The following is a 24796-nucleotide window of genomic DNA, read 5'->3' as shown; positions in this document are numbered from 1 at the left end:
GCTCGACGTGGGTCGGGCGTTTCGGTGAATATAACGCACGCCACGTATGACTGTTCTGATCTGCGACAAGTTGCGCGCGATCGGCCGTGACCGGTTGCGCGCTGTTGTCTTGTCCCGGCTTGCCGCGTCAGTGCGCGGGCGCGGGGGTTCCGGTCGACGAGGGGAATACCGGCAGTACCGGCATCGGCGCCGGTTTGCGCGCCTGCCAGCTATAACGTTTGAACGGCTGATCGCGGCCCGACATCATGAGGGCGATTTCCGTGATCCAGCGCTGTGTCGGTACGCGCTCGCCGTGCAGCCACATCACGAGCACGAACAGGCTTGCCGCCATCGGCAATGTTTTCAGGTTGGGCGCATCGTCACCGCGCGTGACCCATGCGAACGCCGCGCACACCGAGAACCCGACGATGCAGCCGGCAATCGATTCCGACACCGAATGCGCCGACAGGGCCACGCGCGAGACGCCCACGGCGACGCTGCCGGCGGCAGCCGCCACGGTGCCCAGCACGCGCCAGGGCCATGCCAGATTGCGCAGTAACAACCATGCAATGACCGGGTAGACGGTAGCGGCAAACATCGTATGGCCGCTCACGCCCGTAAAGTCAATCTCGCGCACCCCAAGTCCCCAGCCGAGGAACATGACCTTGGAGACCGCCACGACGAACGAGCCGGCGCCGAACAGCGCGACCCACGCGAACGCGGCATGCCATGCGCGTGCGGAAAGCAACCAGAGGGTGAGGGCGATGGCCAGCGGCACCGTGACGGCGGCGCTGCCGAAATTGGTAATGGTGATCCAGAAGTTAGACATGACTGCCAGAAGACGGCCCGACAGCAGAAGGCGTCGGGCGAAAGCGATATCTTACGCGCGCCATCGTGACAGGCACAAATTGTCATATGACGGCGCGGACTCAGGGCGTCGGACAACCCGTTGCCCCGATCGTTCGCGACGGCCGCCATGATTTTCCGTTGGCGCGTGACCCGTCGAATTCGATGGGGTGCTGTCGGCGCCTCCACATAGTACGATGTCTGCGGTGTGACCCCCCGCGCACCATTCCCGGAGTCTTCATGGTTTTTCCCTCGGCGCAGGCGCCCCACGCGGCGCACCGGCGCGCGCGCAACGACGGCATCGACCTCTTGCGCGGCCTGTCCATTCTCTTCGTGGTCGTTCACCACCTCGCGCTCAAGTTCCGTCTGCCGCTCGGCCCGAGTCTGCTGGGCGACGTGCTGCCCGAACGCATCGTCAAGGGCATCAGTTTCAACGGTTACGAAGCCGTGTTCGTGTTTTTTGTCATCTCTGGTTTCGTGATTACGCGCCGGTCGCTTGAGCGCTACGGTTCGCTCGACGCCATGCGCTGGCGTCATTTCTACGCGTTGCGCGCCGTGCGCATCTTCCCGCTATTGCTGTTGTTGCTGGCAGTGCTGTCGGTCATGCATCTGCTGGACGTGCCGACCTTCGTCATCAACAAGCCGGGGCAATCGCTGCCCGGCGCGCTGGCCGCAGCGCTGACCATGACGCTGAACTGGTACGAAGGGCGCACGAACTGGTTGCCCGGCGGATGGGACGTGCTGTGGTCGCTGTCCATCGAAGAGTGTTTCTATCTTGCGTTCCCGCTGCTCTGTCTGGTGCTGCGCGGGCCGTGGCGCGTGCTGGCGCTCGTGGCGCTCGCGATGTCGCTGCCATGGACGCGCGCTGCGCTCCAGGGCAACGAGATATGGCAGGAGAAAGCGTATCTCCCTGGCATGGCGGCGATTGCATGGGGCGTGTTGACGGCGCTGGCCATGCAGCGTGTGACGTTGCCACGCGCCGTTGCCCGTGGCCTCGGTGCGCTGGGTGTGCTCGGACTGCTTGCCGTCGTTTTTTACGGAGATGTCTTGTGGCCGCTCATGCACGACCACGTCATGTTGCTGCTCTGCGCGAGTGCGGCGTTGTGGCTGGCGGCGGTACACGGTTCGACGCGTGCGGTGCCGCGCGGCTTCGGCTGGCTCACCCAAATGGGGCGATGGAGTTACGAAATCTATCTGAGCCACATGTTTGTGGTGCTGGCCGTCACGCCGGCCTATCGTTCGCTGGCGAACGGCGATATGCGCTGGACGTTCCTCGTCTACCTTCCCGTGCTGGTCGTCTGCACGCTGCTCGGCGGCGCGTTGCACCGGCATGTCAGCACGCCGGCGGCCCGCCGCCTGTTGCCGCGTCAAACCGCGGCGACGCCTGCCGGTGCGTTGTGAGCCGCCGACACTGACCCACACCGTCTGCTATTCCGGCATGAAATTCCGAAGGTGCGATGGCACATTCCGGGTTCACGCTTTTTGATGAACAGGATGGGTTGTGAGCCATAACGCCGTGAGTGTGATGCCCGAAAGTCATACGCTTTTGGAGATCGTGAAGACGCAGACCGAAATCGCCAAACTCGGCCTGGACCTTGGGGGCGTGATGTCCTTCGTGACGGAGCGGGTTCAGGATCTGAATGCGTGAAGACCGGCGAGATTCTCCGTTGCGACGACTCGGAAACCGACCCGCGTGTGGATCGCGACGCTTGCCGCAAGGTCGGTCTGCGCTCGATGATCGTCACGCCGCTCAAGCATCTGGACACGACCGTCGGCGTGCTCAAGATTTTTGCGCCGACACCGTCCGCGTTTCCCGATGCCGATGTCCGCACGCTCGAACTCATGAGCGAACTCATCGCCGCCGCCATGTTTCATGCGGCACGATTCGAGACCAGCCAGTTGTATCTGCAAGCCACGCACGATGCGCTCACGGGATGGCCCAACCGCGCGCTGTTCTACGACCGCCTGCGTCAGGCGGTTCATCTCGCGCTGCGTTCCTCGTCACGGCTCGGCATTCTGAACATCGATATGGACGGGCTCAAGCCCATCAACGACAAATTCGGCCATCGCGCCGGGGATGCCGCCATTCGTGCTGCCGCCAAACGCATGAACGCCACGGCGTGACGTTCCGACACGATCGCGCGGGTGGGCGGCGACGAATTCGGCATGATCCTGTGTGGCATCCACTCGCGTGCCGACGCCGTGGCGCACAGCGAACGGCTCGCGCAGGAGGTCGGCGCACCGTTCGAGTTCGAGGGGAAGACGCTGGAACTGGGCGTGAGCGTCGGCATTGCGATGCTGCCGGACGACGGTACCGACATGATCGAGCTGATGGACCATGCCGACGAGGCGATGTATGCCGTCAAACGTACGCGGCCTGGTGTCCGGCGCTGAGTCGTTGACGCTTGCCTCAGACCTCTCGATCACGCTCATTGCGGTGTGCTAAGTCCCAATTTTCGGTGTTTTGGCCGCTAGTTGCGTGTCGTTTGGGTCTTTTCCCATCAATTTGCGCTCCTGTGGCCCGTAGACTGCGTCGATTCTGATTTAGTCTATCGAGCGATGCCTTTTTCAAGTCCGCCGTCTTCTGCTTCCTGCGCGTCTTCCAACCCTTCCGCCCCGTGTATCGACACCGTGCCGGACGACCATGCGCGACGCTCAGTCAAGCAGGGCGCATCCTTGTCTCTTTTGCCCGGTGCGTGGGTCTGGTTATGTCTTGCGGCACCGTTGCCCGCGCTGGCGGAGGGGGGCGCATTGCCGCTGCATTCACGTCTGACGACGTCATCGATGCAATCGGTCGCGCCGCTGCCTGCTGCACTATCGCCGCTCCTCCCGACGGCGCACACCCGCCTGCAAGGACGTCTCTGCGGTGAGTTCTCGCCAGTCGCATCTCTCCCGGTTTTCGCCGCGCCGGGGCAGAGCGTATGGTTCCCGACCACGAAACGCGTGACCGGCACGGCGCAATCGCGAACGTCCAAGTCGTTTGTCATGCCGGTCGAAGGGGCGCGCATGAGCTCGAACTTCGGGGCGCGTCGCCACCCTATCCGACGCGTGTCGCATCGCCACGACGGCATCGATTTTGCCGCGCCGAAGGGCACGCCGGTCGTGGCCGCAGCCGATGGCAAGGTGACATTCATTGGCGCCCAGCGCCGCGGCTTCGGTAATTACATCGTGATCGCGCACCGGTATGACAGCGAGACCCTCTATGCGCATTTGTCCGCCACGGCGCGCGATCTGCGTGTGGGCGATGTGGTCAAGGCGGGCGACCACATCGGTGCCGTGGGGCAGACCGGCATGGCGACCGGGCCGCATCTGCATTTCGAACTGCGGCGTAACGGCAATCCGGTCGATCCGAAGCCTTTGTTGACCCGGGGGACGATCAAGGCCATTGGCGGCGGCAGGTCCGCGGGCCAGGCGTCGGGTAAGGACGATTGTCAGAGCGTCGCGCCGGCCGCGCCGGCATGGCAAGTCCACTGGCAACCCCACGGACCGGCGACGTCGATCGGCACGAGCGGGCGTGTCGGCGGCGCGCGCTGGAACTTCGCGCCGATGTGACGTTATCGCTGCCCGACACATCGCTTTCCTGCCTTCGGGAATAAAACGGCACTTGCACCGGTAATTCAGGTAACGGCGCTTGCGACCTCTGGTCACATCGGCTTCAACAAGGCGCCGAATCCCGATCCGGCCGCCACGCTTGCGTCGGCCATCGAGCGCATTCGCAGCGATGCCCAAGGCAAGGGCTGGTACAGCTTCGATCAGCGCGGCGTGCATTTCGTCGCGCTCGTGAACGACGCGGTGCACATCGACAACTTCACGTTCTCGCCCGCGACACTCACGGTCAAAGCGGGCGCGACCGTTACGTGGACCAACCGCGACGACGAACCGCACACGGTCACGAGTACCGCCACGCCGCGCGTGTTTGCGTCGGGCGCACTCGACACTGACGACACTTACGCCTTTACCTTCGACAAGCCGGGAACGTACCCGTACTTCTGTGCAATCCACCCGCACATGACGGGCGTGATCGTCGTGAAATGATCGCCTCGCGGTGCAGATGTGATTCAATGCGCTCATCGACGTTGTTTCGCATAGTCATGCAGCGTCGGTCAGACTCGTACGCTCACCCGGGCACTGCGCTGCCCTCATTCGGGAGATCCCGGTGACCGACGCTGATCCATCCGGCGCTGCGGAGTCAGGACGATTCGAAGCACTGGCCTTGCCGCATCTCGATGCGGCATACAACCTTGCGCGCTGGCTGTCGGGCAGTGCCAGCGATGCGGACGATATCGTGCAGGAGGCCTATCTGCGTGCATTGCGGTTCTTCGATGGCTTTCGCGGCGAGAACGCTCGCGCATGGCTGCTCGCGATCGTGCGCAATACGTGGCTGACCGAGTGGCGTCGCCGCTCCGATGGTGCCGACGGCACCCCGTTCGACGAATCCACCCATGGCTTGCATGGCGAAGGGCATTTACCCGGCTGGGACGATGCTGCGCCCGGCGATCCGGAGATGCTGGCGGTGCGCCGCGACGAGTGTGCGCTCGTGCGTGATGCGCTGGCCACGTTGCCGGTCGTGTATCGCGAAGTGCTGGTCTTGCGAGAGATGGAAGATATGAGCTACCGGGAGATCGAGACGATCGTGGGGGTGCCGGCGGGCACGGTCATGTCGCGTCTGGCGCGCGGCCGGCAGATGCTCGCTGCGGCAGTGCTTGTCGCACGTGCCGCACGTGCCGCACGTGCCGCGCAAGGCAGGCAAGAAACGCCAACGCCGGGAGATGCGAGGTCGACATCTGCCCAGGTGACGCCGCTCGCTCGTCACACACGTCTGCCGCTCGACGGCACTCACCGGGGAGGACGCGATGAATAAGCCCGACGATCCCAGAGACGCTGCCGCGACGTCGTCCGACGATGCGGGATCGGCAACCGCTCGCAACGAGGACACGACGCTGGGCAAGATGCTGCGCGACGGTTCGTTGCATTACAAGGCGCCGCAGGCGTTGCGCGAGCGTCTGCGCGACGAGTTGACGCAAGCCGAACGTCGTGCGACGTCAGCGCAGGACACGGCGGCGTCATCGGCCGATGCGGTGTCCACACCGAAGCCTGAACCGAAATCCGAACCCAAGCCATCGCATTCGTCGACTACGTCAAATGCGCCGAACGTGCCGAAGCCCTCCGGCAAGCCCGTCGACCTCGCATGGGGATCGAGCCTGGCGCCGTGGTTGTTCGGTGGCGCGGGCGGCGCGATTCTCGGCGGCCTTGCCGTGGCGATGGCGCTGCTCGTCGGGCGTCCGCCGGTCCCCGCGCCGACGCCCGATCCGCAAACGCCGACCGGACTGCAACCGCAGGAAATCGTATCGAGTCACGTGCGCGCCCTGTTGTCGCAGCATCCTATCGATGTCGTCTCGACCGATCAGCACACCGTCAAACCGTGGTTCAACGGACGTCTCGATTACGCGCCGCCGGTGGTCGATCTGTCGGCCAAGGGGTTCCCGCTGGCGGGGGGCAGGCTCGACTACGTCGGCCAGCGCACGGTGGCCGTTCTCATCTATCACACGGATAAACATCCGATCGATCTTTACGTGTATCCGGCACGTGACAAGGCGTCCGCCGCGCCCATGATCTCGGGCGCTGACGGCTATGCGATCGCGCGCTGGCGGCGAAACGGGATGACGTACTGGGCGATCACCGACGCAGAACCCTCGCACCTGCGCGTTTTTGTGGAGGCATTGCAGGCGGCGACCTGATATCGTGACGGCTATCGATCGACAGCCCCCGATGGAGCGATTCATGCCGCAAAACACGATGTTCCCCGCCACTGGTCCCACCAACCCGGCGTGGCAGGCGTCTCAGTACGTCAAGTTCGAAGACGAGCGCACGCGTCCCGTGCGTGATCTCGTGGCCGCCATTCCCGAACTTCCCGGGCGTGAGGCGACACGTGTGGTGGATATCGGTTGCGGTCCCGGCAACTCGACCGAAGTGCTGGCCGCGCGTTACGCGCAGGCACAGGTGCATGGTCTGGACAGTTCGCAGGATATGGTCGACGCGGCGCGCAAGCGTCTGCCGCAGTTTCATTTCGACGTTGCCGATATCGGGAAATGGAAAGACGGTCCGTTCGACGCGATTCTCGCGAACGCCGTGCTCCAATGGCTGCCCGATCACGAGACGTTGTATCCGCGTCTGATCGATTGTCTGTCGCCGGGCGGATCGCTGGCCGTGCAGACACCCGACAACCTCGATGAACCCGCTCACCAGCTGATGCGCGAAGTCGCCGCCGATCCGCGTTGGGCCGATACGCTCAAGGGGACCGAGCGCACCGCGCGTCATGGCGCCACGTTCTATTACCCGATGCTGCGCGCGCTGTGCTCGCGCGTCGACATCTGGCGCACGACGTACTATCACCCGCTCGCGGGCGGCGCTCCGGCGGTGGTCGAATGGTTCAAGGGCAGCGCGTTGCGTCCGTTCCTCGCGAAACTCGACGACGCTTCGCGTGAAGCCTTCCTGAATTGTTACACCGAGGAAATTGCGAAGGCTTATCCGGCGTTGGCCGACGGCACGGTGCTGCTGCCGTTCCCGCGACTCTTCGTCGTCGCAACACGCTGAACACGCTGATCGAGCCAGCGCGCGGTGCAGGCGGCACCGGCGACAGCGAGCAACATCGGCGCGAGGAAGTCCTGATTCACGTGCGTGAATTCCAGCGCCAGCACGACGGCCGTGATCGGCATGCGCATCGACACGGCAAGGAATGCGGTGGCCCCGATGAGGGCTGCCGCGCCGAGCGCCACGCTCATCTCCCATCCCTGCGGCAGCGCGCCGTTCCACACACCCGCAAGCACGACGGCGAGCAACGCCCCGTTGGCCAGCCCCGGTGTGAGCAATCCTCCGGCCGCACCGGCACGCAGACTGCTCCACGTGAAGGCAACGCGCAGCACGAGCAACACGAAGGCCAGCGCTGTCACCAGCTCACCGTTGAATGCGAGCGATGCCGGTCCTTTGCCGTTGCCCGGCAACTGCGGGTACCACGCGATGATCAGCCCCAACACCATGAAGTTGGCGAGTGCGAAGACCGGCGCGCGCCAGTCACGCGGTGCGTTGGCGCGCGCGCTTTCCGTCAGACGCGCATACGCCCAGGCCGCCACGCCGACGAGCGGGCCGCACACGAGCGACCAGCCGACCAGCGGTGCCGTCACGTCGAACGTGGGGATCGTGTACTGCTGCTCCGCGCCCATGCCGATCCACGCGACGGCGGCGGCAATTGCCGAGGTGGCGAACGCGGGCAGCACGGCACGCCAGGCGAAGGTGCCGAGCAACACTTCGAGCACGAAGATCGCGCCACCGAGCGGCACGTTGTACACGGCCGCCAGTCCGGCGCCCGCGCCGCAGGCGACCAGCAGGCGGCAATGCTCCGTCGACAGTCCCGCGCGACGCGCGAGCTGGTCGGCCACCAATGCTCCGATTTCCCGGGGGGCGACTTCACGTCCCAGCGGCGAGCCGAGCGCGACCGTCACGATTTGCAGCAGGGCGTGCGCAAGCGTGCTGCCCACCGGCATGGGGCGGGCGCGACCCACGGCTTCCTTGATGGAGACAAGCTTCGCGCCGTAGCGATGCACGGCGTACCAGCCGAGCCCGGCGACCACGCCGCATAACGTCAATACGGCGAACCGACGTTCGGCAGAGGCGGCTGTCACGCCGGTGAGGAAACTCTGTGCACCGAAGACCTGATCCTGCGCGTAACCGAAGGCGAGATGCTGCACGATGTGGAGCAGGGCGGCGAGCAAGGTCCCGCCGATACCCGCACCCACGCCGGTGAGTACCGTGACGATGGCCAGCGTAACGAGCGGCGTCGCCCGAACGTCGCTAGTACTCGTCGCCGCCGGTTCACGGCCGTTCGTTGCTGGAGCCGCCAGCGCGCGGCCTGTCGTGGGAATCGTAGGAAGGGTGTCTTGCGTGACCTGCGTGGTATTCATTTTGCTGCGTCCTGGTTGACGTCGGGGCCGACGTCCTGACCGGGTGGATAAGGGAATACCCGGATTTTATGGCGCGTCGCAGCATAAGAGAAATGAATGTTCTGTTGTAATTTATGAGTATTTCGTATGTGTGTCGAGGGTGATGTCCGGACCCGCGACAGGCAGATGCAGTTCGGCGCGCAGGCCGCCGCCCGGGCGATTGGAGAGGATGAGCGAGCCGTCGTGGGCCTGTGCGATGGTGCGGGCGATGGCAAGGCCAAGACCGGCGCCGTCCGGTCCGGCAGCGAAAGCGCCCTGCGCCTGATTCGACGACTGACTCGACGACCGCCGATGCACGCCCGTCCGGACGAAGGGTTCCACTGCTGCTGACAGCTCCGCGTCCGGAATGCCCGGACCGCGATCTTCCACGATGATCTCGAGATGCGTCCCCTGCGCCGACAGATGTGCCGACAGGCGGCATCCGCCTGCATAGCGCAGTGCATTGTCGACAAGATTCTGAACGCAGCGACGCAGCGTTCGCGGATAGCCCCGCACGGTGCCGCTCACGCTCTGCTCACGCACGCGCACATCTCCGCCGGTCTCGCGGGCGTCTTCGGCCACGGCGTGCAGCAGGGCGTCGATATCGACGTCGCGCAGGGCCTCGCCGCTGGGTACGCCACGTACGTGATCGAGCGACGCCGCGATCATCGCTTCCATCTCCATCAGGTCCTGACGAAAGCGCTCGCGCTGCACCGGATCGCTCAACGTTTCGGCGCGCAAGCGCAAGCGGGTGAGCGGCGAGCGCAGATCGTGGGAGACGGCGGCCAGGAACGCAGTGCGGGCCTGCATCGCTTCGATGAGGCGATGCTGCATGGCATTGAACGTCTGCGCGGCGCGGCGCACCTCCACCGGCCCGCTCTCATCGAGCGGCGGGCTGTGAATGTCGCGACCGAGCCGGTCGGCAGCCGCCGACATTCGGGCCAGTGGACGCAGCGCGATTCGCACGGCAATGACCGCAATCAGAATGACCGCGAAAATGCGCGCCAGATAGATGCGTACGAAGTAGTCGGCAAACGCGGCGCCGGGGCGCAGGTCCAGTCCCGCCTGACCGGCCACGACTGCCAGCGACAACCACTGCCCGTCTTGCAGGCGAACGTCGGCCGCCAGGTGTGCCGTCGGTGCATGTGCGCGCAGCAGGGTGGCGAGCGCCAGCGGTTCGCCGGTGTCGTCGTAAAGCACGACGGGATGGGCGACGAACGGATGCGCGGGGCCGAGTTGCGACGTCAGCACGCTGTCGAACAGATCGTCCGAGAAGTGCGACATGCTTTGCTCATGCGCGGGCGTATCGATCTCGCGCACCTCCACACCGGTCGCCCGCAGACGCTGCATGAGTGCAGCGCGCTCTGCCGGCGGGACGACATCGAACAGCTTCACGGCGTCGGCGATGCGGGCGCCGCCCGAGCGCACCGGCACTTCCGCCACGCGGCCATAGCGCGCGTCGAACCACACCGTGCCCGTGACGAGTTGCGTGGCGAGCATGCCGATCACGAGAATCAGCGCGAGCCGACCGGAGAGGGTGCGGGGCCAGCCGACGTAGCGCCGTGCGTTGCGAAGCCAGCGGGCCGCGAACGACTGGCTGACTTCCTGACGTGCGGACGTCGTGCGGGAAGCGTCAGACACTGGAGGCCACCACGTCGGCCGCGAGCATGTAGCCCTCGTTACGCACGGTGCGAATCAAAGGAGACGGGCGCGCGCGCATATCGAGATGCGCGCGCAGACGGCTCACGCATACATCGATGGCCCGGTCGTTGGCCGCGCCATGACGACCGAAGGCGCAATCGAGCAGGAAGTCTCGCGATAGCGGGCGATGCGGGTGCATGACCAGCGCCTGCAACGTCCGGTAGTCGGAGCCGCCAAGCGTGATGACACGCCCCTCGGGCGAAATGAGCTGACGGGCGAGCGTGTCGAGACGCCAGCCGTCGAAATCGAAGAACGCGGCCTGCGACGGCAACGTGTGCGGTGCGATGGGCGGCGTCGACGAGAACGCGCGTGCGTGCGGCACGGGAGCGCTCGGCCCCCCGGGCGCCGACGATGCAGAAGGTGCCCCCGGCGGCGCGCTGCCCATCGCCGACGTCGCCGCGGCTTGCGCGCTGCCCGGCGGCAGACGCGGGCCACGGCGCAGCACCGCCTTCACGCGCGCGAGCAGCTCACGCGGATCGAACGGCTTGGGCAGGTAATCGTCCGCACCCACTTCGAGACCGACGATGCGGTCGAGCAAGGTGCTGCGCGAGGTGAGCATCACGACACAGACATCACCGCGCGCGTGCAACTGACGGCACAGCGACAACCCGTCCTCACCGGGCAGCATCAGGTCGAGCACGACCACATCGGCCGGACGTGCAGCCAACTGCGCCCACATCTGAACGCCATCGGCGGCCGTTGCGACATCGAAGCCCGACTCCCGTAAATAGTCCGAGAGGAGATCGCGGATTTGCGGATCGTCGTCGACGATCAGCAGGCGGGCATGGGCGGGCGAAGTGGGCGAAGGGGGCGAAGAAGTCATCGATGAAGAGGACGAGGAGAACGAAGGGAATGCAGCGCCGGCAGACATCACGACGACATTCCGAAGACCGGGAGTCTACCGGCGAGCACACGCGTTGCGCCCGTCGCCCATATGCCGATACACGCCAATACAAACCAATACATACCGAAATTCCGTCAACACGAAGCCAACATAACGCAACGCTACATTCTAATAGAAATGAGAATGGTTCTTGATTCAATGTGGGATGTCATCGTTATGCTGAATTTCTTTTCGCGTCGCACGTCACTGGCTAACGTTGCCAGACAAGCGGCGTGCGTGGCAAGCGTCGTCGCGTCGGTGGCGCTCGGCGCGGTGATGCCGGCGCATGCCGGTGAAGTCGTCACCGACATGGCGGGCCGGCAAGTGACATTGCCCGATCACGTCGACCGGATTCTGCTGGGTGAGGGGCGACTCCTGTATGCGGTGGCGTTGCTCGAAGGCAAGCAGCCGCTCAAACGCATTGTCGGCTGGCAGGGCGAGTTGCAGTCGCTCGACCCGCAGACGTGGCAGCAGTACGAGAAGGTCTTCCCGCAGATCGACACCATTCCGAAGATCGGTCAGTCCTCGGAAGCCACGGTCAGCGCCGAGAAGGCGCTCGCGCTCAAGCCGGATCTGGCGATCTTCAGCATCGGCGGCCATGGCCCGGGACGTCACAATGCGCTCGTCAAGGAATTCGCCGCCGCCGGCGTGCCGGTGATCTTCGTCGACTTCCGTCAGAAGCCGCTCGAAGACACGGTGCCGAGCCTTCGCCTGATGGGGCGCGCGATGCATCGCGAAGCGCAGGCCGACGCTTACATCTCCCTCTATGAATCGCATCTGAAGGCCGTGCGCGACGCCGTGGCGACGATTCCGTCGAACCAGCGTCCGAAGGTGTTCGTGCAAATGCTCGCGGGCGTCTGGCCCGGATGCTGTCATACGGTCGGCAACGGCAACATCGGCGAATTCGTCGATGCGGCGGGCGGGGTGAACATCGCCCGCGACTTGCTGCCGGGCGTGATCGGCGATCTGAACATCGAGCACGTGATTGCGTCGCAACCGGACGTCTATATTGCGACCGGCACGCGCGGCAATGCCAACCAGTTGCGCATCCACGTCGGCGCGGAAACGTCGGCCAGCGACGCGCGTGCGTCGCTCGACGCCTTCGTGAAGTCGCCGGGCATTGCTTCGATCAAGGCGGTGCGCGAGGGGCGCACGCACGGGTTGTGGCACAACTTCTACGACTCGCCGTACAACATCGTCGCCGTCGAAGCGATGCTGGGCTGGTTCTATCCGGGACGCTTCAGGCAGATCGACGCGAACGCCACGTTCACCGAGATTCACCAGCGTTTTCTCGCCGTGCCGTACGGCGGTACGTACTGGACTGACGGAGACAAGCCGTGAGTCTTGCGGGAGAAATGTCTCATCCGTCGCAACCCTCCCAGCCCCCGCAACCTTCATTGAGCGACTCCTCGGCTCGACTGGCTGAAGAAGACGTGTTGCATGCGGGCGTGGCGAGCGGCTATCGCCAGTTGAATCTGCGCCGTGCGGTATGGCTTGTTGCGCTGGCGGCGCTCATCGTGTTGGCACTGGCGCTGGACTTCACGCACGGACCGTCGGCGCTGGGCTGGCGCGACCTTTGGCGTACGCTGGTGTCGCCGGGCACCGCGAGCCCCGATGCGCAGGTCATCGTCTGGCAGATCCGCCTGCCGTATGCGCTGATGGCGGTGCTCGTCGGCGGCGCGCTCGGACTGGCCGGGGGCGAGATGCAGACGATCCTCGATAACCCGCTCGCCAGCCCCTACACGCTGGGTGTATCGGCGGCAGCGGCGTTCGGCGCGGCGCTTGCCATCGTGCTGAATCTGCATGTGCCGGGCGTGCCCGATGTGTGGATCGTGCCCGTCAACGCCTTTATCTTCGCGCTCATCTCGGCGCTCGTACTCGACGGCGTGGCCCGCTGGCGCGGACTGCCGACCTCGGGGGTGGTGCTCATGGGCATTGCGCTGGTGTTCGTGTTTCACGCGCTCGTCTCGCTGATGCAGTTCGTGGCGACCGAAGACGCGTTGCAGGGACTCGTCTTCTGGACGCTGGGCAGCCTCACGCGCAGCGACTGGACGCAGGTGCGGGTGCTCGGCGCCGTGCTCGCGATCATGGCGGTGTTCGCCTGGCGTCAATCGTGGGCGATGACGGCGCTGCGGCTCGGCGAAGACCGTGCGGCAAGCTTCGGCATCCGTGTCGCGCGGTTGCGTCTCGTCACGCTCATGCGCGTGTCGCTGCTGTCTGCGCTGACGGTGTCGTTCGTCGGCACGATCGGCTTCGTCGGCCTGGTCGCGCCGCACATCGCGCGAGGCATCTTCGGCGAAGACCATCGCTTCTATCTGCCGGGCTGTCTCATCGTGGGCGCGCTGGTCATGTCACTCGCTTCGATTGCATCGAAGACGCTGCTGCCCGGCGTCATCATCCCGGTCGGGATCGTGACGGCGCTCGTCGGCATTCCATTCTTCCTGGTCATTGTCGTGCGCTCAAGCGGGAGGTCGCTGTGACGGTACCGGCCAGCTCTGCAAAATCCCCGGCAAGCACGCTCGCGCTGGGCGCGACGGGCATCGACGTGACGCTCGGGCGTCGCCATATTCTGCACGCGGTATCGCTGCCCACGCTGCCTGCCGGCACTGTGACGGCGCTGCTCGGACCGAACGGTTCGGGCAAGTCCACCTTGTTGCGCACGCTCGCCGGACTCGTGTCGGGGCGCGGCGAAGTGACCTTCGGTCACGAGACCCTGCATCGGTGTACCGGCCGCGCGCCGGCGCGTGATGTCGTTTATCTGCCGCAGGCGCTGCCCGCGGGCGTGCATCTGCGCGTACTCGAATCGGTGCTGGCCGCGGGACATGGCGCGCGGCACGCGTCGCGCGAGTCGGTCAGTGCGATGGTGCCCACGCCGGCCATCGTCATGGCGCTGCTCACTCAGTTGGGCATCGAAGCGCTCGCCATGCGTTTTCTCGACGAACTCTCCGGCGGTCAGCGTCAACTGGTCGGTCTGGCGCAGGCGCTGATCCGTGCGCCGCGCATTCTGCTGCTGGATGAACCGCTCTCCGCGCTCGATCTGCATCATCAGTTTCAGGTGATGCGTCTGATCGCGCGCGAGACGGTGGCGCGTCAGATGATCACCGTCGTGGTCATGCACGATCTGTCGATCGCCATGCGCCATGCTGATGCCGCCGTGATGCTGCGCGATGGTCGTGTGGTCGCGGCGGGCGGTGTCGACGAGGTCGTGACGGCCGACGCCATCGCCCGGGTATTCGACGTGCAGGCCCGCGTCGAGCGGTGCTCGCGCGGCCTGCCGCAACTGATCGTGGACGACGTCGTGACACCCGTCTAGACGCCGTTCGCTCTCCCGACGCGGCCCGCCGGTCCTCGTAGTTTCTGCACCGGCGCGCCAAGCCACATCGCCACGCCGGCCGCGTCGTTTTTTCCTTGTTGTCCGAGTCAGTCCGAACGCTCCGGCGGTGTCGCGCACACCCCGGCGCGCGAGGACGCCTTTTGTCTGTTCATCTCATAACGCATAACACCAGATGAAGCACTTGAATTCGTTGGAAGCCGACGCCTCGCTCGCGCCATTCGCCGTGTCGCCGGGGGCGGCGCCCGGTGTGACGGGTGTCACGACTGTCACGGCCGTCACCACAACCTCGGCAAACTCACGCCACACCCGTGCGCGACTGAAGACTCGCGTGACAGTGGCCGCCGCGCTGGCGGCCGCATCGCTGCATGCGGCTGCGCAGACCGCGCTCGCGACGGCGGTGACGCCCGCGCCTGCACCCGGCAGTACCGCCGCACCCGCGCAGGCCACGGCCGCGTCGGCGGATGCCGTGGCATTACCGGCCACGTCGGTCACGGCTACGGTCGATGCACCGTACAAAGCCGAAACGGTGTCGTCGTCCAGATACACGGCACCGCTGCGCGACATCCCGCAGAGCATCACCGTCGTGCCGAAGAAGGTGCTCGAAGAGCAGAATGCCCAGTCGTTGCAGGACATTCTGAAGAACGTGCCAGGCATCACGTTCATGTCGGGCGAGGGCAATCTGGGCTGGGGCGATCTGTTCTCGATTCGCGGCTTTTCCGCCGAGCAGAGCATCACCATCGACGGCGTGCGCGACGCAGGGCTGTCGAGTCGCAACGACACCTTCGACCTCGATCGCGTCGAAGTGTACAAGGGTACCGGCACGATCGAATCGGGGGTGGCAGCCCTGGGCGGATCGGTCAATCTCGTGTCCAAGGAAGCCGAGCTTGGCAGCTTCTACCGCTCGTCGTTCGGACTGGGCAGCGACAACTACCGTCGCATGACGGCCGACCTCAATCAGCAACTCGGCGATTCCACAGCCCTGCGTCTGAATCTCATGTCGCATCACAATGGGGTAGCAGGGCGCGATGAGGTGAAGAACGATCGCTACGGCATTGCCGCGTCGCTCGGCCTCGGTCTGGGCACGAGCACGCGTGTGATCTTCGACGTCTTCCATCAGAAGGACAACAACGTGCCCGACACGGGCCTGCCGATCCAGCGCGGCACGGGCGGTCAACTGATGCCGGGCGTGCAGCAGAGCAACTGGTACGGCGCGGCAGGCATCTACACGCAGCAGACCGAGAGCACGTCGCTGTCGGGGCGCGTCGAGCACGACTTCAACGACACCACCCGCATTCGCAGCCAGTTGCGCTGGCAGCAGACGGACAACTTCTCGGTACTGTCGCCCGCGCGATTCTTTGCAGCGAATGCCAACGGCAGCAAGATTTGCACGGGCACCCGCTGTGCGACGCTGGGTTACACGGGCATCGGGCCGTTGACGAACATCGGCGGGGTGAACTCGTACTCCGACTACGGGCTGACGTCAGCGCCGTACGGCATTCTGCGCGGCAGCAACTTCGGCAATTCCACGCGCTATCAGATCCTCGATAACCAGACGGACCTGCGTTTCTCGGTGAACACGGGACCGTTCAAGCACGACGTCGTGACCGGTTTCGAGCTGTACCGCGAGACCTACGGCGGCAACCCGCGCGCGGCCTACGTGCCGGCGGGCGACATGTTCTTCAACATGGCGAACCCGTCGAATTCGTTCGCGGGCACCTGGTCGATGGAAGGCAACAACCAGTCCAGCTCGACGGTCAACGACGCGGCCATTTTTGCGAGCGACACGATCACGCTGTCGCCGCACTGGCAAGTGTTGGCGTCGCTGCGCTATGACCGCTGGCGCGCGGAGACGAACGCGCCGAGCGGCGCCTCGATCACGTCGAGCACGGATGGCGCGTGGAGCGGGCGTGCGGGTCTTGTCTACAAGCCGGTCGAGCCGGGCAGCATCTACGTCTCGTACAGCCGCGCCACGCAGCCGACCGCCATCGGCGCGAGCACGAACAACCTGATCTTCGGCACGGCGTCGACCGCCAAGTACGACCCGGCCACGTCGCAGACGTATGAGATGGGGACCAAGTGGGATCTCGCCGGTGGCGCGCTCGGCCTCACCGCTGCGATCTTCCGCACGGAGCTCAGCAACTCGTGGCAGTACACGAGCGACGATACGTCGCCGGTGCGCGCGTTGCCCGCCAAGCGTGTCGACGGTGTCGAACTCGGCCTGCAAGGCAACATCACCGACAAGTGGTCGATCTTCGCCGGCGTCTCGCGCATGAAGAGCCGCATCACCAAGGGCGCGAACGAAGGCGCCGAGGCAGCCAACGTGCCGGACTGGAGCGGTTCGATCTGGACGTCGTACAAGGTTACGCCGGACCTCGCACTGAGCTACGGCGTGCAGTACGTGGGGCACCGTCGTTACACCGACAACCTTTACGTCGGCGGTCAGAACAACAACAGCAGCAACGCGTCGGGCCCGTCGGGCGTGAACCCGATCTACACGCAGGACAACGAGAAGGCGCCAAGCTACTGGGTGCATAACATTGCGGCGCGCTACCGCGTGAACCGTCACGTGCACGTCAACCTGAACCTGAACAACGTGTTCAACAAGTTCTACTACGCGCAGATCGGCGCCTCGCTCGACGGCTTCCAGCTGTACGGCGTGCCGGGTGCCGGGCGTACCGTGACCGTCAGCGCGGACATCGCGTTCTGAGCGCGTTCCGAGTCTGAGGAGACAGCATCATGATGATCGAGATCCCCGCCGTCTTCAGCCGCGACGAAGCGCGAGCGCTGTGCGAGCAATTGCTGGCGCAGACGTGGGTCGACGGCAAGGCGACGGCAGGCATGCAGTCGGCGCAGGCCAAGGAAAACCGGCAACTGGCCGAGGACGACCCCTGGGGGCAGCGTCTGGGCGAGGAGATCCTGCGGCGCCTGTCGCAGGATGCCGTGTTCATGTCGGCGGCGTTGCCGCGCCGGATCTACCCGCCGCTCTTCAATCGATACGAAGGCGGTGAGGCATTCGGCTATCACGTGGACAATGCGGTGCGGGGCATCAAGGGCGTGCGCGAGCGGGTGCGTACGGACTTGTCCGCCACGCTGTTCCTGTCGGACCCCGACAGCTACGACGGCGGCGAACTGGTGGTGCGCGACAGCTTCGGCGAGCGTGCCGTCAAGCTGCCGGCCGGTCACATGGTGCTGTATCCGGGCACGAGCGTGCACAAGGTCAATCCGGTCACGCGGGGCGTGCGACTCGCGTCGTTCTTCTGGATCGAGAGCCTGATTCGTGACGATGCGCAACGCAGCGTGCTGTTCGACATGGACGTGGCGATTCAGCGTCTCACGCAGCACGGCGCGGACGATGCGTCGCTGGTGCAGCTGACGGGGAGCTATCACAACCTGTTGCGCATGTGGGCGGACGTGTAAGACCGTCGGATATCCCAACGGTATCGGGCGGCGGGCGGTCGTGCGTCGCCCGGTGTAAAGTGACGGCCATGGATGCCGTATTTCAGCCCCTTCAGCCCTTTCAGCCGTTCCGCAACGCCCCTTTGTACTGGCGCTCGTCGCTCGTTCCCGGGGGCGACATGCTCACGGCCGAATACAACGACCACACGTTCGCGCCGCATTGGCACGATGCGTACACGTTCGCCTGCATCGTGGCGGGCGCCGAACGCTACGCCTATCGGGGTGGCGAGCATGTGGCCGATGCGGGCTCGGTCGCCATCATCCATCCCGGCGAGGTGCACACGGGCGCGCGCGAGACCGACTTCGGCTGGCGATATCGGGTGTTCTATCTGCCCGTCGGCTTCGTGCAGGGCGTGCATCGGCAGCTCGCCAATCCGCTGGCCGGGCCGATTGCGGTGTCAACCGCGCAGGGCGGCAATGGCGGCCACGACAGCATTGGCGAGGCCATGCCGTGGTTCGGCGAGAACGTCATCTACGACGCTCAGGCGATGTACCGGCTGCTAGAGGCGCATCGACTGCTTCAGCTCGGCGCAGATCCGCTACTGGCGGAAAGCGTGCTGATCGAGGCGGTGTCGATGATGCTGGTGCGGCACGCGCAGGCCGGGGTGCCGGCGTTGGCGACGCATCGCGACGCGGTACGCGTCGAGACGATGAAGGCGCGCCTGTCCGCCGATCTCACCGAGTCGTTGTCGCTCACGGCGCTGGCCGAGGCGGTCGAGCTTTCTCCTTTCCACGCCGCACGTCTTTTCTCCCGCGAGACGGGGCTGGCGCCCCATGCCTGGCGCAATCAGTTGCGACTGGTCCGCGCATTGCCCGCGTTGCGTGCCGGGGCATCGGCAACGGATGTCGCGCTGGCGCAAGGTTTCAACGATCTCTCGCACTTCACCCGGTACTTCCGCCGCGCATTTGGCGTGTCGCCCGGGAAGTGGAGCGTCGGGCCGGGCGCGTAGTCTTTGCTTCGGTGCCGACGTCCCCGACAGGCGTGCTGGCTGCGGCATGCACCCATGCGAGGAAATCCCGTAATGGTCTGGACTTGTCGGCGTCGCGCGGCACGAGCGTGACGTAGGTCGCGCCGTCGACCTGAATGTCCGGGAATGGCATGGCCAGACGTCCGGCGGCGAGTTCGCGATTCAGTGTCGGCAGGCAGCCGATCCCCACGCCCAAACCATCCACGACCGCCTGCAAGCTCACGTGATAGTGATCGAAACGATGGAATCGCACGGGACGCAGTGCGGGCACGCCCGCCGCACTCAGCCACTCCTCCCATGCGCCCACGCGTGTTTGCGTGGCGACGAAGTTGTGCTTCGCAAGGTCTTTCAAACGACGCAAAGGCGACGCCGCCAGCAACGAAGGGGCCGCGACGACGGTCGCGCGTTCGGTGAACAGCACGGTCCTCTCATACGTTTCCCACTCGGGACGGGGCGGCGGATCGCGGCGCAGCGCGACATCGAACCCGCCACGAAACGCCGCGTCGCCGCTGCTTGATGTGGTGACGACGACCTGTACGTCGGGTTGCGCGGCATGAAACGCCGGCAGACGGGCGATCAGCCAATGCATGGCGAGCGTGGTCTGGGCGTTGACGCGGACCACCCGCGTGCGCGGCGCCTTCCCGAAGCGCAGCGCGGCGTCGCCGATGCGGTCGAACGCCGCGCTGATCTCGGCGGCGAACGCGCGCGCATGGTCCGTTGCGACGTTGCGCTGGCCCTGACGCACGAACAACGTCTGGCCGAGCCACGCTTCGAGCAGCGCGATCTGACGACTCACGGCCCCGTGGGTGATCGACAGTTCCTGTGCCGCAGCGCTCAGGCTCTGCGCACGGGCGGCTGTCTCGAACACGCGTAACGCGTGTAGCGGCGGTAGCTGACGCGACATCCCGAATTCTCCTAATGCGACTTGATGCGACCCAATCGTCGATCTGTGATTTTTTATCACGGAAGAGCGACGATTTTATCGATAGTGTGAGCGATGATCATGCTTTATTGTGGCGGCTCTGGCCACACGTGCCAGTGAAGCGCGCGGGTTACCACGCGAAACGACGTGGCAAGAGTAGACCAAGGGCAGTAGGCAGTAATCAGCAGCGAAACATCAGCAGCGAAAAACGGCGAGGCATGAATGCTGGAAGGATTTTTGGCGGGGCACGCGTGGGGCATGGCGATGATCGCCATCGTGGGGACGGCGGCCGGCGTGGTGAGTGGGGTGGTCGGCACGGGCTCGTCGATGATGCTGTTGCCGGTGCTGGTCTACACGTATGGCCCGAAACAGGCGGTGCCGATCATGGCGGTCGCGGCTGTCATCGGCAACATCTCGAAGGTACTGGCGTGGTGGCGTGAGATCGACTGGCGTGCGGTCTGCGCCTACTCGGTGCCGGGTGCTCCGGCCGCGGCGCTCGGCGCGAAGACGTTATGGATTCTGCCATCGACCGTCGTCGACATCACGCTGGGGCTGTTCTTCATCGCGATGGTACCGACGCGCCACTACCTGCAACGGCGTCAGTGGCGGTTGTCGCTCTGGCAACTCGCTGTCGTGGGTGCCGTCATCGGGTTCCTCACCGGTATCGTGCTCTCGACCGGACCGCTCAGCGTTCCGGCGTTTGCGGCCTACGGCCTGTCGGGCGGCGCCTTCCTCGGCGCGGAGTCGGCCAGTTCCGTCTTCATCTACGTGGCAAAAGTGCTGATGTTCTCAGGACTCGGCGCGTTACCTGCCGCCGCGTGGATCAACGGCCTGATCGTCGGCATGACCTTGATGCTCGGGACGATGCTCGGCAAGCGTTTTGTCCTCGGCATCTCGCCGTCGGTGTTTCAGCGGTTGCTCGATACGATGCTGATCGTCTCCGGTGGTGTGATGCTGAGCGCGGCCTGGCGGTAGGGCGTGGCGAGTGGCATGACGTGCGGTTTGCCGTGGGCGCGTCAGCACGAGCGCGTCTCACGCGCCTCGTCGAGCAGCCAGTGGGCAAACGCCTGCACCGGCCCCTGACTCAGTGCAATCGGCTCGGGCAGCACGAGGCAAAAATGCTTCGATACGGCCTTGTCCTTCGGCCAGGGTGCGACCAGTCGACCTTGCTCCAACTCTGCGCCAACGTAAAGGTGCGGCACCAGGGCGACGCCCAACCCGGCGATGGCGGCTTCGATCAACATGGAATGAAGATCGTAGCGCGCGCCGATGGCGGAATTGGACAGCGGAATGTCGACAGCCTGTGCGTAGGTTTGCCAGGCGTCCGGATGCTGCCGTCGGTGAAGGCGAGGCAAGCTGTCCAGCGACACAGGTTCACCGGCCCGCGCCAGCAGTGCCGGACTGCATACCGGAATCAGCACCTCTTCGAGCAGGTGATGCACATGCATGCCCGACCATGCCGGATGATCGAAATGGACGGCGGCATCGAACCCGCTGCCCGCCAGCAGAAAGGGCGCCATGCATTCTGCGATGTGCACCGTAATGTTCGGATGCAACTGCGTGAAGCGCCCGAGTCGCGGGATCAGCCAGCGCGTGGCGAACGTCGGCGTGGCAGCGATATCGATGCTCGCCCCCTGGGCCGGCTGGCCCATCAGATACAGACTGTCTCGCTCCAGTCGATCCAGAATCTCGCCGACCTGCGCCGCATATCGCGTCCCGTTGGGTAACAGACGGACCCGATTGCCGATCCGCTCGAACAGCGTCACCCCCAGAAATTCCTCCAGTCGGCCGATCTGTCGGCTGATGGCACCTTCCGTACGAGCCAGTTCGTCGGCGGCTCGCGCGAAACTGCCGTGTCTGGCCGCCGCCTCGAACGCGAGAAGGGCGGAATGGCTCGGAATCTTGCGTCGCATGGAAATCGTCCCGCTGGGTGAGTGTATGACTTTAGCTTGATTAAACATCAATGAAGCCTGACGTTTGGTCGCTATGACTAAGTAAAATGCAAGATTAGCATTACGTTAATGCAATGAGAACGCGCGATTCACCAACGGATGCGCGCCTTCAGGGAACGACGACACCTCATGATCTACACCGTGGAATGCAACTTCGCCGATGCGGCGAGCGAGGCGGAATGGAACGCCTTCTACAGCCTTGAAAAGCTGCCCGCCCTCATTTCCGTGACGGGTTTTCACACGTCGCAACGCTTCAGGGCGATGACTGGCGGGTGTCCGGCTTACCTTGCCATCCATACCGTCTACGGACTGGATGTGCTGACCGGCGACGAGTATCGCCGTAAAGGCGGTGGCAATTTTGCGCGATGGCAGCAGCACATCACCGACTGGCACCGAAACCTGTACAGCGATATCGGTCCGGCCCCGGCGGTGCAGACGGGCGAGCGGCTGGCGCTGTGTTCGCTCGGCCCGGCGCCGTTGATCGACATGGGGCTCAAGCCGCTCGCCATGCATGCGGTGGCGCTGGACAAGTGTCCGACGTCTCGCTGGCTCGCGGTATTGCCGACGCATGACGCGCGGCAGTTCGCGCATCGCCCGGAGGGCGTGGATCTCTATGCACCGATGGGCGACCAACTGACGAGCGCTCGCCGGCGCGCGCCGGAAGACAAGCGTGAACGAAACTGATCTCAGGAGCCCAATGGTGCCCACTCACACCTTCCCCAGCCAGCAAGTCGGCGACTTCACCGTCACGGCGATCAGCGACGGTTATCTCACCGCGAGTCTCGACTTTCTTTCGAACATCGACGCTTCCGAGGCCGCGCGTATCCAGGGCGAGGCCGGACAGCAGGCGCCGGCCGCCATCCACATCAACTGCTATGTCGTGCAAGGGGGCGGCCGCACGGTGCTCATCGACGGCGGCGCCGGTGGCATCAAGCAGTGGGGCGGTCATCTCAAGGGCAATCTGTTGCTCGCCGGGATCGAGCCTGCCGACATCGATACGGTGCTCCTCACGCATGCACATCCCGATCATGTCGGCGGACTGATGACGGAGGGTGAGGTCGCCTTTCCGAATGCGGAACTGGTTGTCGACCGGCGCGAGGTGGCATTCTGGGAGGACGACGCCAATCTGGCCCGCGCCAGCGAGCGGGCACAGGGCAACTTCCGGATCGCGCGACAGGTCTTCGATGGCTATCGCGAGCGGCTTCGCATGTTTGACGCCGGTGAGGTGCTTCCCGGCATCCGCGCGATGTCGTTGCCGGGACACACCGAGGGGCATACGGGGTATCTCGTCGAGTCTCGCGACGCTGGCTTGCTCGTCTGGGGCGATATCGTGCACTTCCCGCACATCCAGATTCAGCGCCCGGACGTATCGATTGCCTTCGATCAGGACACATCGCTGGCCGCGGCCACGCGAACGAGGCTGCTCGACCGGGTCAGTGCAGACCGGCTCCTGATCGCCGGGATGCACCTGGGCGAACTCGGCTTCGCAAGCATCCGGCAACAGAAGGGCGCTTACGGCATCGAATACGAAGCCTGACCCCTGCGGCGACGACCTCTGCGCGTCAGGCGCGCGCCATGCGCCCGGCAACGATGTTCACGACCAGACTGGTAGCCATGGCCACGCCACCGACGAGAAACAGCAGCGAGTAGTTGCCGGAAGTCGCCGCGAACAGGAACGACAATCCGTAGGCCGCACCGGCCTGCAAGGTGGCGAAGCTGGTCGTCGCGGTGCTCCACGCGGCCTTTTGCGACGCAGGATGGTGCGCGAGCAGTTCGTTCACACGACCGAGCACGAGCGGCACGATACCGGGTGTGAACGCCCCCATCACGAAACTAGAGACGATCAGGGCGGGTAGTCCGAGCCCCAGCACGGGCAACATGACGGCACACATCTGCGCGACGTAAGCGACTCGCAAGGCGCGCGCGAAGCCGATGCGGTCAGCGAGGTGGCCGACGAATATCGGGCCGACGATGGCCCCGAGGCCGTACAGCACCCAGTAATTCGCGCCTGCATCGAGGCCTTTGCCAAGACCCCGTGCGACGTAGTCGACGAGGAAGATCATGTGCGGCACCAACGCGACGGCGTTCAGCGCGTATTCGACGTAAAGCGAGCGCAGCGTGAGCGGTGCGACTGCACGGTGCTTCGGATGCGCCGTGGCGGTCGTGGCCGGTGCGCCGTCGGGCCAGCCGCGCCACGCCACTGCCGTGAGCAGCAGCGAGAGCACCCCCAACCCGATCCATGTCTGCGCCAGTCCCTGACGCAACAGCAGCGGCACGAGCGTGCCGGAGGCGGCGATCCCGAGCCCCAACCCCGCGAAGATCGCGCCGCTCACGATGCCGCGTCGCGACGGCGCGACGTGGGCCAGCACTGAGGGCGCCGCCATGACCATCAGCACCCCGCCCGCGAATCCCGACGCAAAGCGCCACGCGAAGAACCAGAGAAACGAGATAGGCCACGCACAGGCGAAGAACGCCAGCGCGGCGAGCAGCATCATGGCGCGCAGCACGATGACGTTCGGCGCATGGCGCGCCAGCACCCGTGCGCCCAACGCCCCGGCGAGATAACCCCCGAGGTTGGCGGCACCGAGATAGGCCGCGGTTGCAGGCGCGAACCAGTGCGCGCCGATGATGGCAGGCAGCAGGGCGGTGTAGGCGAAGCGGGCAAAACCGATGCCGATGAGGCTGGCGCACGCGGCTGACAGCGTGGCGCGCCAGGCGTTGAAGGGGGCGGTCGTGGTGCCGCCGAGTACTGCATTGGACATGTTGACTCCGGGGACGC

The 24796-nt window shown here is 65.2% G+C and carries 22 protein-coding genes and 1 pseudogene; 16 read left to right on the top strand and 7 right to left on the bottom strand.

Features of this window, described 5'->3' with window-relative positions:
* Window positions 1–127 precede the first annotated feature (127 nt).
* Entirely contained in the window at window positions 128–808 is a 681-nt protein-coding gene (locus PCA20602_RS05620) for a phosphatase PAP2 family protein (protein WP_150720344.1), read from the bottom strand.
* A 257-nt stretch (window positions 809–1065) separates the two neighbouring features.
* On the opposite strand from PCA20602_RS05620, the gene PCA20602_RS05615 reads away from it, so the two are divergent.
* The 7 genes and pseudogenes from PCA20602_RS05615 to tam all read left to right on the top strand — a co-directional run bounded on the left by PCA20602_RS05615 (window position 1066) and on the right by tam (window position 7419).
* Window positions 1066–2226 carry an acyltransferase family protein gene (locus PCA20602_RS05615; protein ID WP_150720343.1) on the top strand — a complete coding sequence of 387 codons (1161 nt, stop codon included), beginning with the start codon at window positions 1066–1068 and terminating at the stop codon, window positions 2224–2226.
* A 124-nt stretch (window positions 2227–2350) separates the two neighbouring features.
* Window positions 2351–3219, top strand: a pseudogene (locus PCA20602_RS05610) (GAF domain-containing protein).
* Window positions 3220–3501: 282 nt separating this feature from the next.
* On the top strand, window positions 3502–4377 hold the full coding sequence (locus PCA20602_RS05605; RefSeq protein WP_174980826.1) for a M23 family metallopeptidase: 876 nt from the start codon (window positions 3502–3504) through the stop codon (window positions 4375–4377).
* Between the two features lie 210 nt (window positions 4378–4587).
* The gene (locus tag PCA20602_RS05600) at window positions 4588–4860 is read left to right on the top strand and encodes a cupredoxin domain-containing protein (protein WP_343032010.1); all 273 of its coding nucleotides are present in this window, start codon (window positions 4588–4590) and stop codon (window positions 4858–4860) included.
* Between the two features lie 121 nt (window positions 4861–4981).
* Window positions 4982–5686, top strand: coding sequence for an RNA polymerase sigma factor (locus PCA20602_RS05595; RefSeq protein ID WP_174980824.1), 705 nt, complete (start codon window positions 4982–4984; stop codon window positions 5684–5686).
* Window positions 5679–6563, top strand: coding sequence for an anti-sigma factor family protein (locus PCA20602_RS25945; RefSeq protein WP_246182048.1), 885 nt, complete (start codon window positions 5679–5681; stop codon window positions 6561–6563). Before PCA20602_RS05595 ends, PCA20602_RS25945 begins: the two co-directional genes overlap by 8 nt.
* A 43-nt stretch (window positions 6564–6606) precedes the next feature.
* Complete coding sequence (gene tam, locus PCA20602_RS05585; protein WP_246182047.1) at window positions 6607–7419, top strand: trans-aconitate 2-methyltransferase; 813 nt, start codon at window positions 6607–6609, stop codon at window positions 7417–7419.
* On the opposite strand, the gene PCA20602_RS05580 is transcribed toward tam, so the two are convergent.
* The 3 genes from PCA20602_RS05580 to PCA20602_RS25940 all read right to left on the bottom strand — a co-directional run bounded on the left by PCA20602_RS05580 (window position 7350) and on the right by PCA20602_RS25940 (window position 11325).
* Window positions 7350–8783 (bottom strand): chloride channel protein, encoded by a 1434-nt coding sequence (locus PCA20602_RS05580; protein WP_150720339.1) that lies wholly within the window; start codon window positions 8781–8783, stop codon window positions 7350–7352. The two genes, tam and PCA20602_RS05580, sit on opposite strands and share 70 nt — an antisense overlap.
* A gap of 111 nt (window positions 8784–8894) precedes the next feature.
* A complete protein-coding gene (locus PCA20602_RS05575; protein WP_150720338.1) occupies window positions 8895–10442 on the bottom strand; it encodes an ATP-binding protein in 1548 nt (515 codons plus the stop codon).
* Window positions 10435–11325, bottom strand: a complete 891-nt coding sequence (locus tag PCA20602_RS25940) for a response regulator (RefSeq protein WP_246182046.1) — start codon at window positions 11323–11325, stop codon at window positions 10435–10437. The genes PCA20602_RS05575 and PCA20602_RS25940 overlap by 8 nt, the downstream gene beginning before the upstream one ends.
* 237 nt (window positions 11326–11562) lie before the next feature.
* Here PCA20602_RS25940 and PCA20602_RS05560 point away from each other — a divergent pair, with 237 nt between their 5' ends.
* The 6 genes from PCA20602_RS05560 (at window position 11563) to PCA20602_RS05535 (ending at window position 19125) form a co-directional block, all read left to right on the top strand.
* Complete coding sequence (locus tag PCA20602_RS05560) at window positions 11563–12726, top strand: ABC transporter substrate-binding protein (protein ID WP_150720337.1); 1164 nt, start codon at window positions 11563–11565, stop codon at window positions 12724–12726.
* 56 nt (window positions 12727–12782) lie between these two features.
* A complete protein-coding gene (locus PCA20602_RS05555) occupies window positions 12783–13865 on the top strand; it encodes a FecCD family ABC transporter permease (protein WP_425495638.1) in 1083 nt (360 codons plus the stop codon).
* Window positions 13862–14698 carry an ABC transporter ATP-binding protein gene (locus tag PCA20602_RS05550; protein ID WP_246182045.1) on the top strand — a complete coding sequence of 279 codons (837 nt, stop codon included), beginning with the start codon at window positions 13862–13864 and terminating at the stop codon, window positions 14696–14698. Before PCA20602_RS05555 ends, PCA20602_RS05550 begins: the two co-directional genes overlap by 4 nt.
* 193 nt (window positions 14699–14891) lie before the next feature.
* A complete protein-coding gene (locus tag PCA20602_RS05545) occupies window positions 14892–17426 on the top strand; it encodes a TonB-dependent receptor (protein ID WP_150720336.1) in 2535 nt (844 codons plus the stop codon).
* A 29-nt stretch (window positions 17427–17455) separates the two neighbouring features.
* The gene (locus PCA20602_RS05540; protein ID WP_150720335.1) at window positions 17456–18136 is read left to right on the top strand and encodes a Fe2+-dependent dioxygenase; all 681 of its coding nucleotides are present in this window, start codon (window positions 17456–17458) and stop codon (window positions 18134–18136) included.
* Between the two features lie 68 nt (window positions 18137–18204).
* Window positions 18205–19125 (top strand): helix-turn-helix transcriptional regulator, encoded by a 921-nt coding sequence (locus PCA20602_RS05535; protein WP_150720334.1) that lies wholly within the window; start codon window positions 18205–18207, stop codon window positions 19123–19125.
* Here the strand turns inward: PCA20602_RS05535 and PCA20602_RS05530 are convergent.
* Complete coding sequence (locus PCA20602_RS05530; protein WP_150720333.1) at window positions 19058–20047, bottom strand: LysR substrate-binding domain-containing protein; 990 nt, start codon at window positions 20045–20047, stop codon at window positions 19058–19060. The two genes, PCA20602_RS05535 and PCA20602_RS05530, sit on opposite strands and share 68 nt — an antisense overlap.
* Window positions 20048–20287: 240 nt before the next feature.
* Here PCA20602_RS05530 and PCA20602_RS05525 point away from each other — a divergent pair, with 240 nt between their 5' ends.
* Entirely contained in the window at window positions 20288–21040 is a 753-nt protein-coding gene (locus tag PCA20602_RS05525; RefSeq protein ID WP_246182044.1) for a sulfite exporter TauE/SafE family protein, read from the top strand.
* A 41-nt stretch (window positions 21041–21081) separates the two neighbouring features.
* Here PCA20602_RS05525 and PCA20602_RS05520 read toward each other — a convergent pair whose 3' ends face one another.
* Window positions 21082–21978: a LysR substrate-binding domain-containing protein gene (locus tag PCA20602_RS05520; protein ID WP_150720332.1), complete on the bottom strand. Its 897-nt coding sequence runs from the start codon at window positions 21976–21978 to the stop codon at window positions 21082–21084.
* 168 nt (window positions 21979–22146) lie between these two features.
* Here PCA20602_RS05520 and PCA20602_RS05515 point away from each other — a divergent pair, with 168 nt between their 5' ends.
* Window positions 22147–22701 (top strand): sugar ABC transporter, encoded by a 555-nt coding sequence (locus PCA20602_RS05515; RefSeq protein ID WP_150720331.1) that lies wholly within the window; start codon window positions 22147–22149, stop codon window positions 22699–22701.
* A gap of 16 nt (window positions 22702–22717) precedes the next feature.
* Complete coding sequence (locus PCA20602_RS05510) at window positions 22718–23554, top strand: MBL fold metallo-hydrolase (RefSeq protein WP_150720567.1); 837 nt, start codon at window positions 22718–22720, stop codon at window positions 23552–23554.
* 25 nt (window positions 23555–23579) lie between these two features.
* Here the strand turns inward: PCA20602_RS05510 and PCA20602_RS05505 are convergent, their stop codons facing one another.
* Entirely contained in the window at window positions 23580–24779 is a 1200-nt protein-coding gene (locus tag PCA20602_RS05505; RefSeq protein WP_150720330.1) for a YbfB/YjiJ family MFS transporter, read from the bottom strand.
* Window positions 24780–24796: the final 17 nt, after the last annotated feature.

It is taken from the genome of Pandoraea capi, from assembly GCF_902459735.1.
Lineage (GTDB): Bacteria > Pseudomonadota > Gammaproteobacteria > Burkholderiales > Burkholderiaceae > Pandoraea > Pandoraea capi.
The sequence above is the reverse complement of the archived record's forward strand: the minus strand, read 5'-3'. Positions and strand labels throughout refer to the sequence as shown.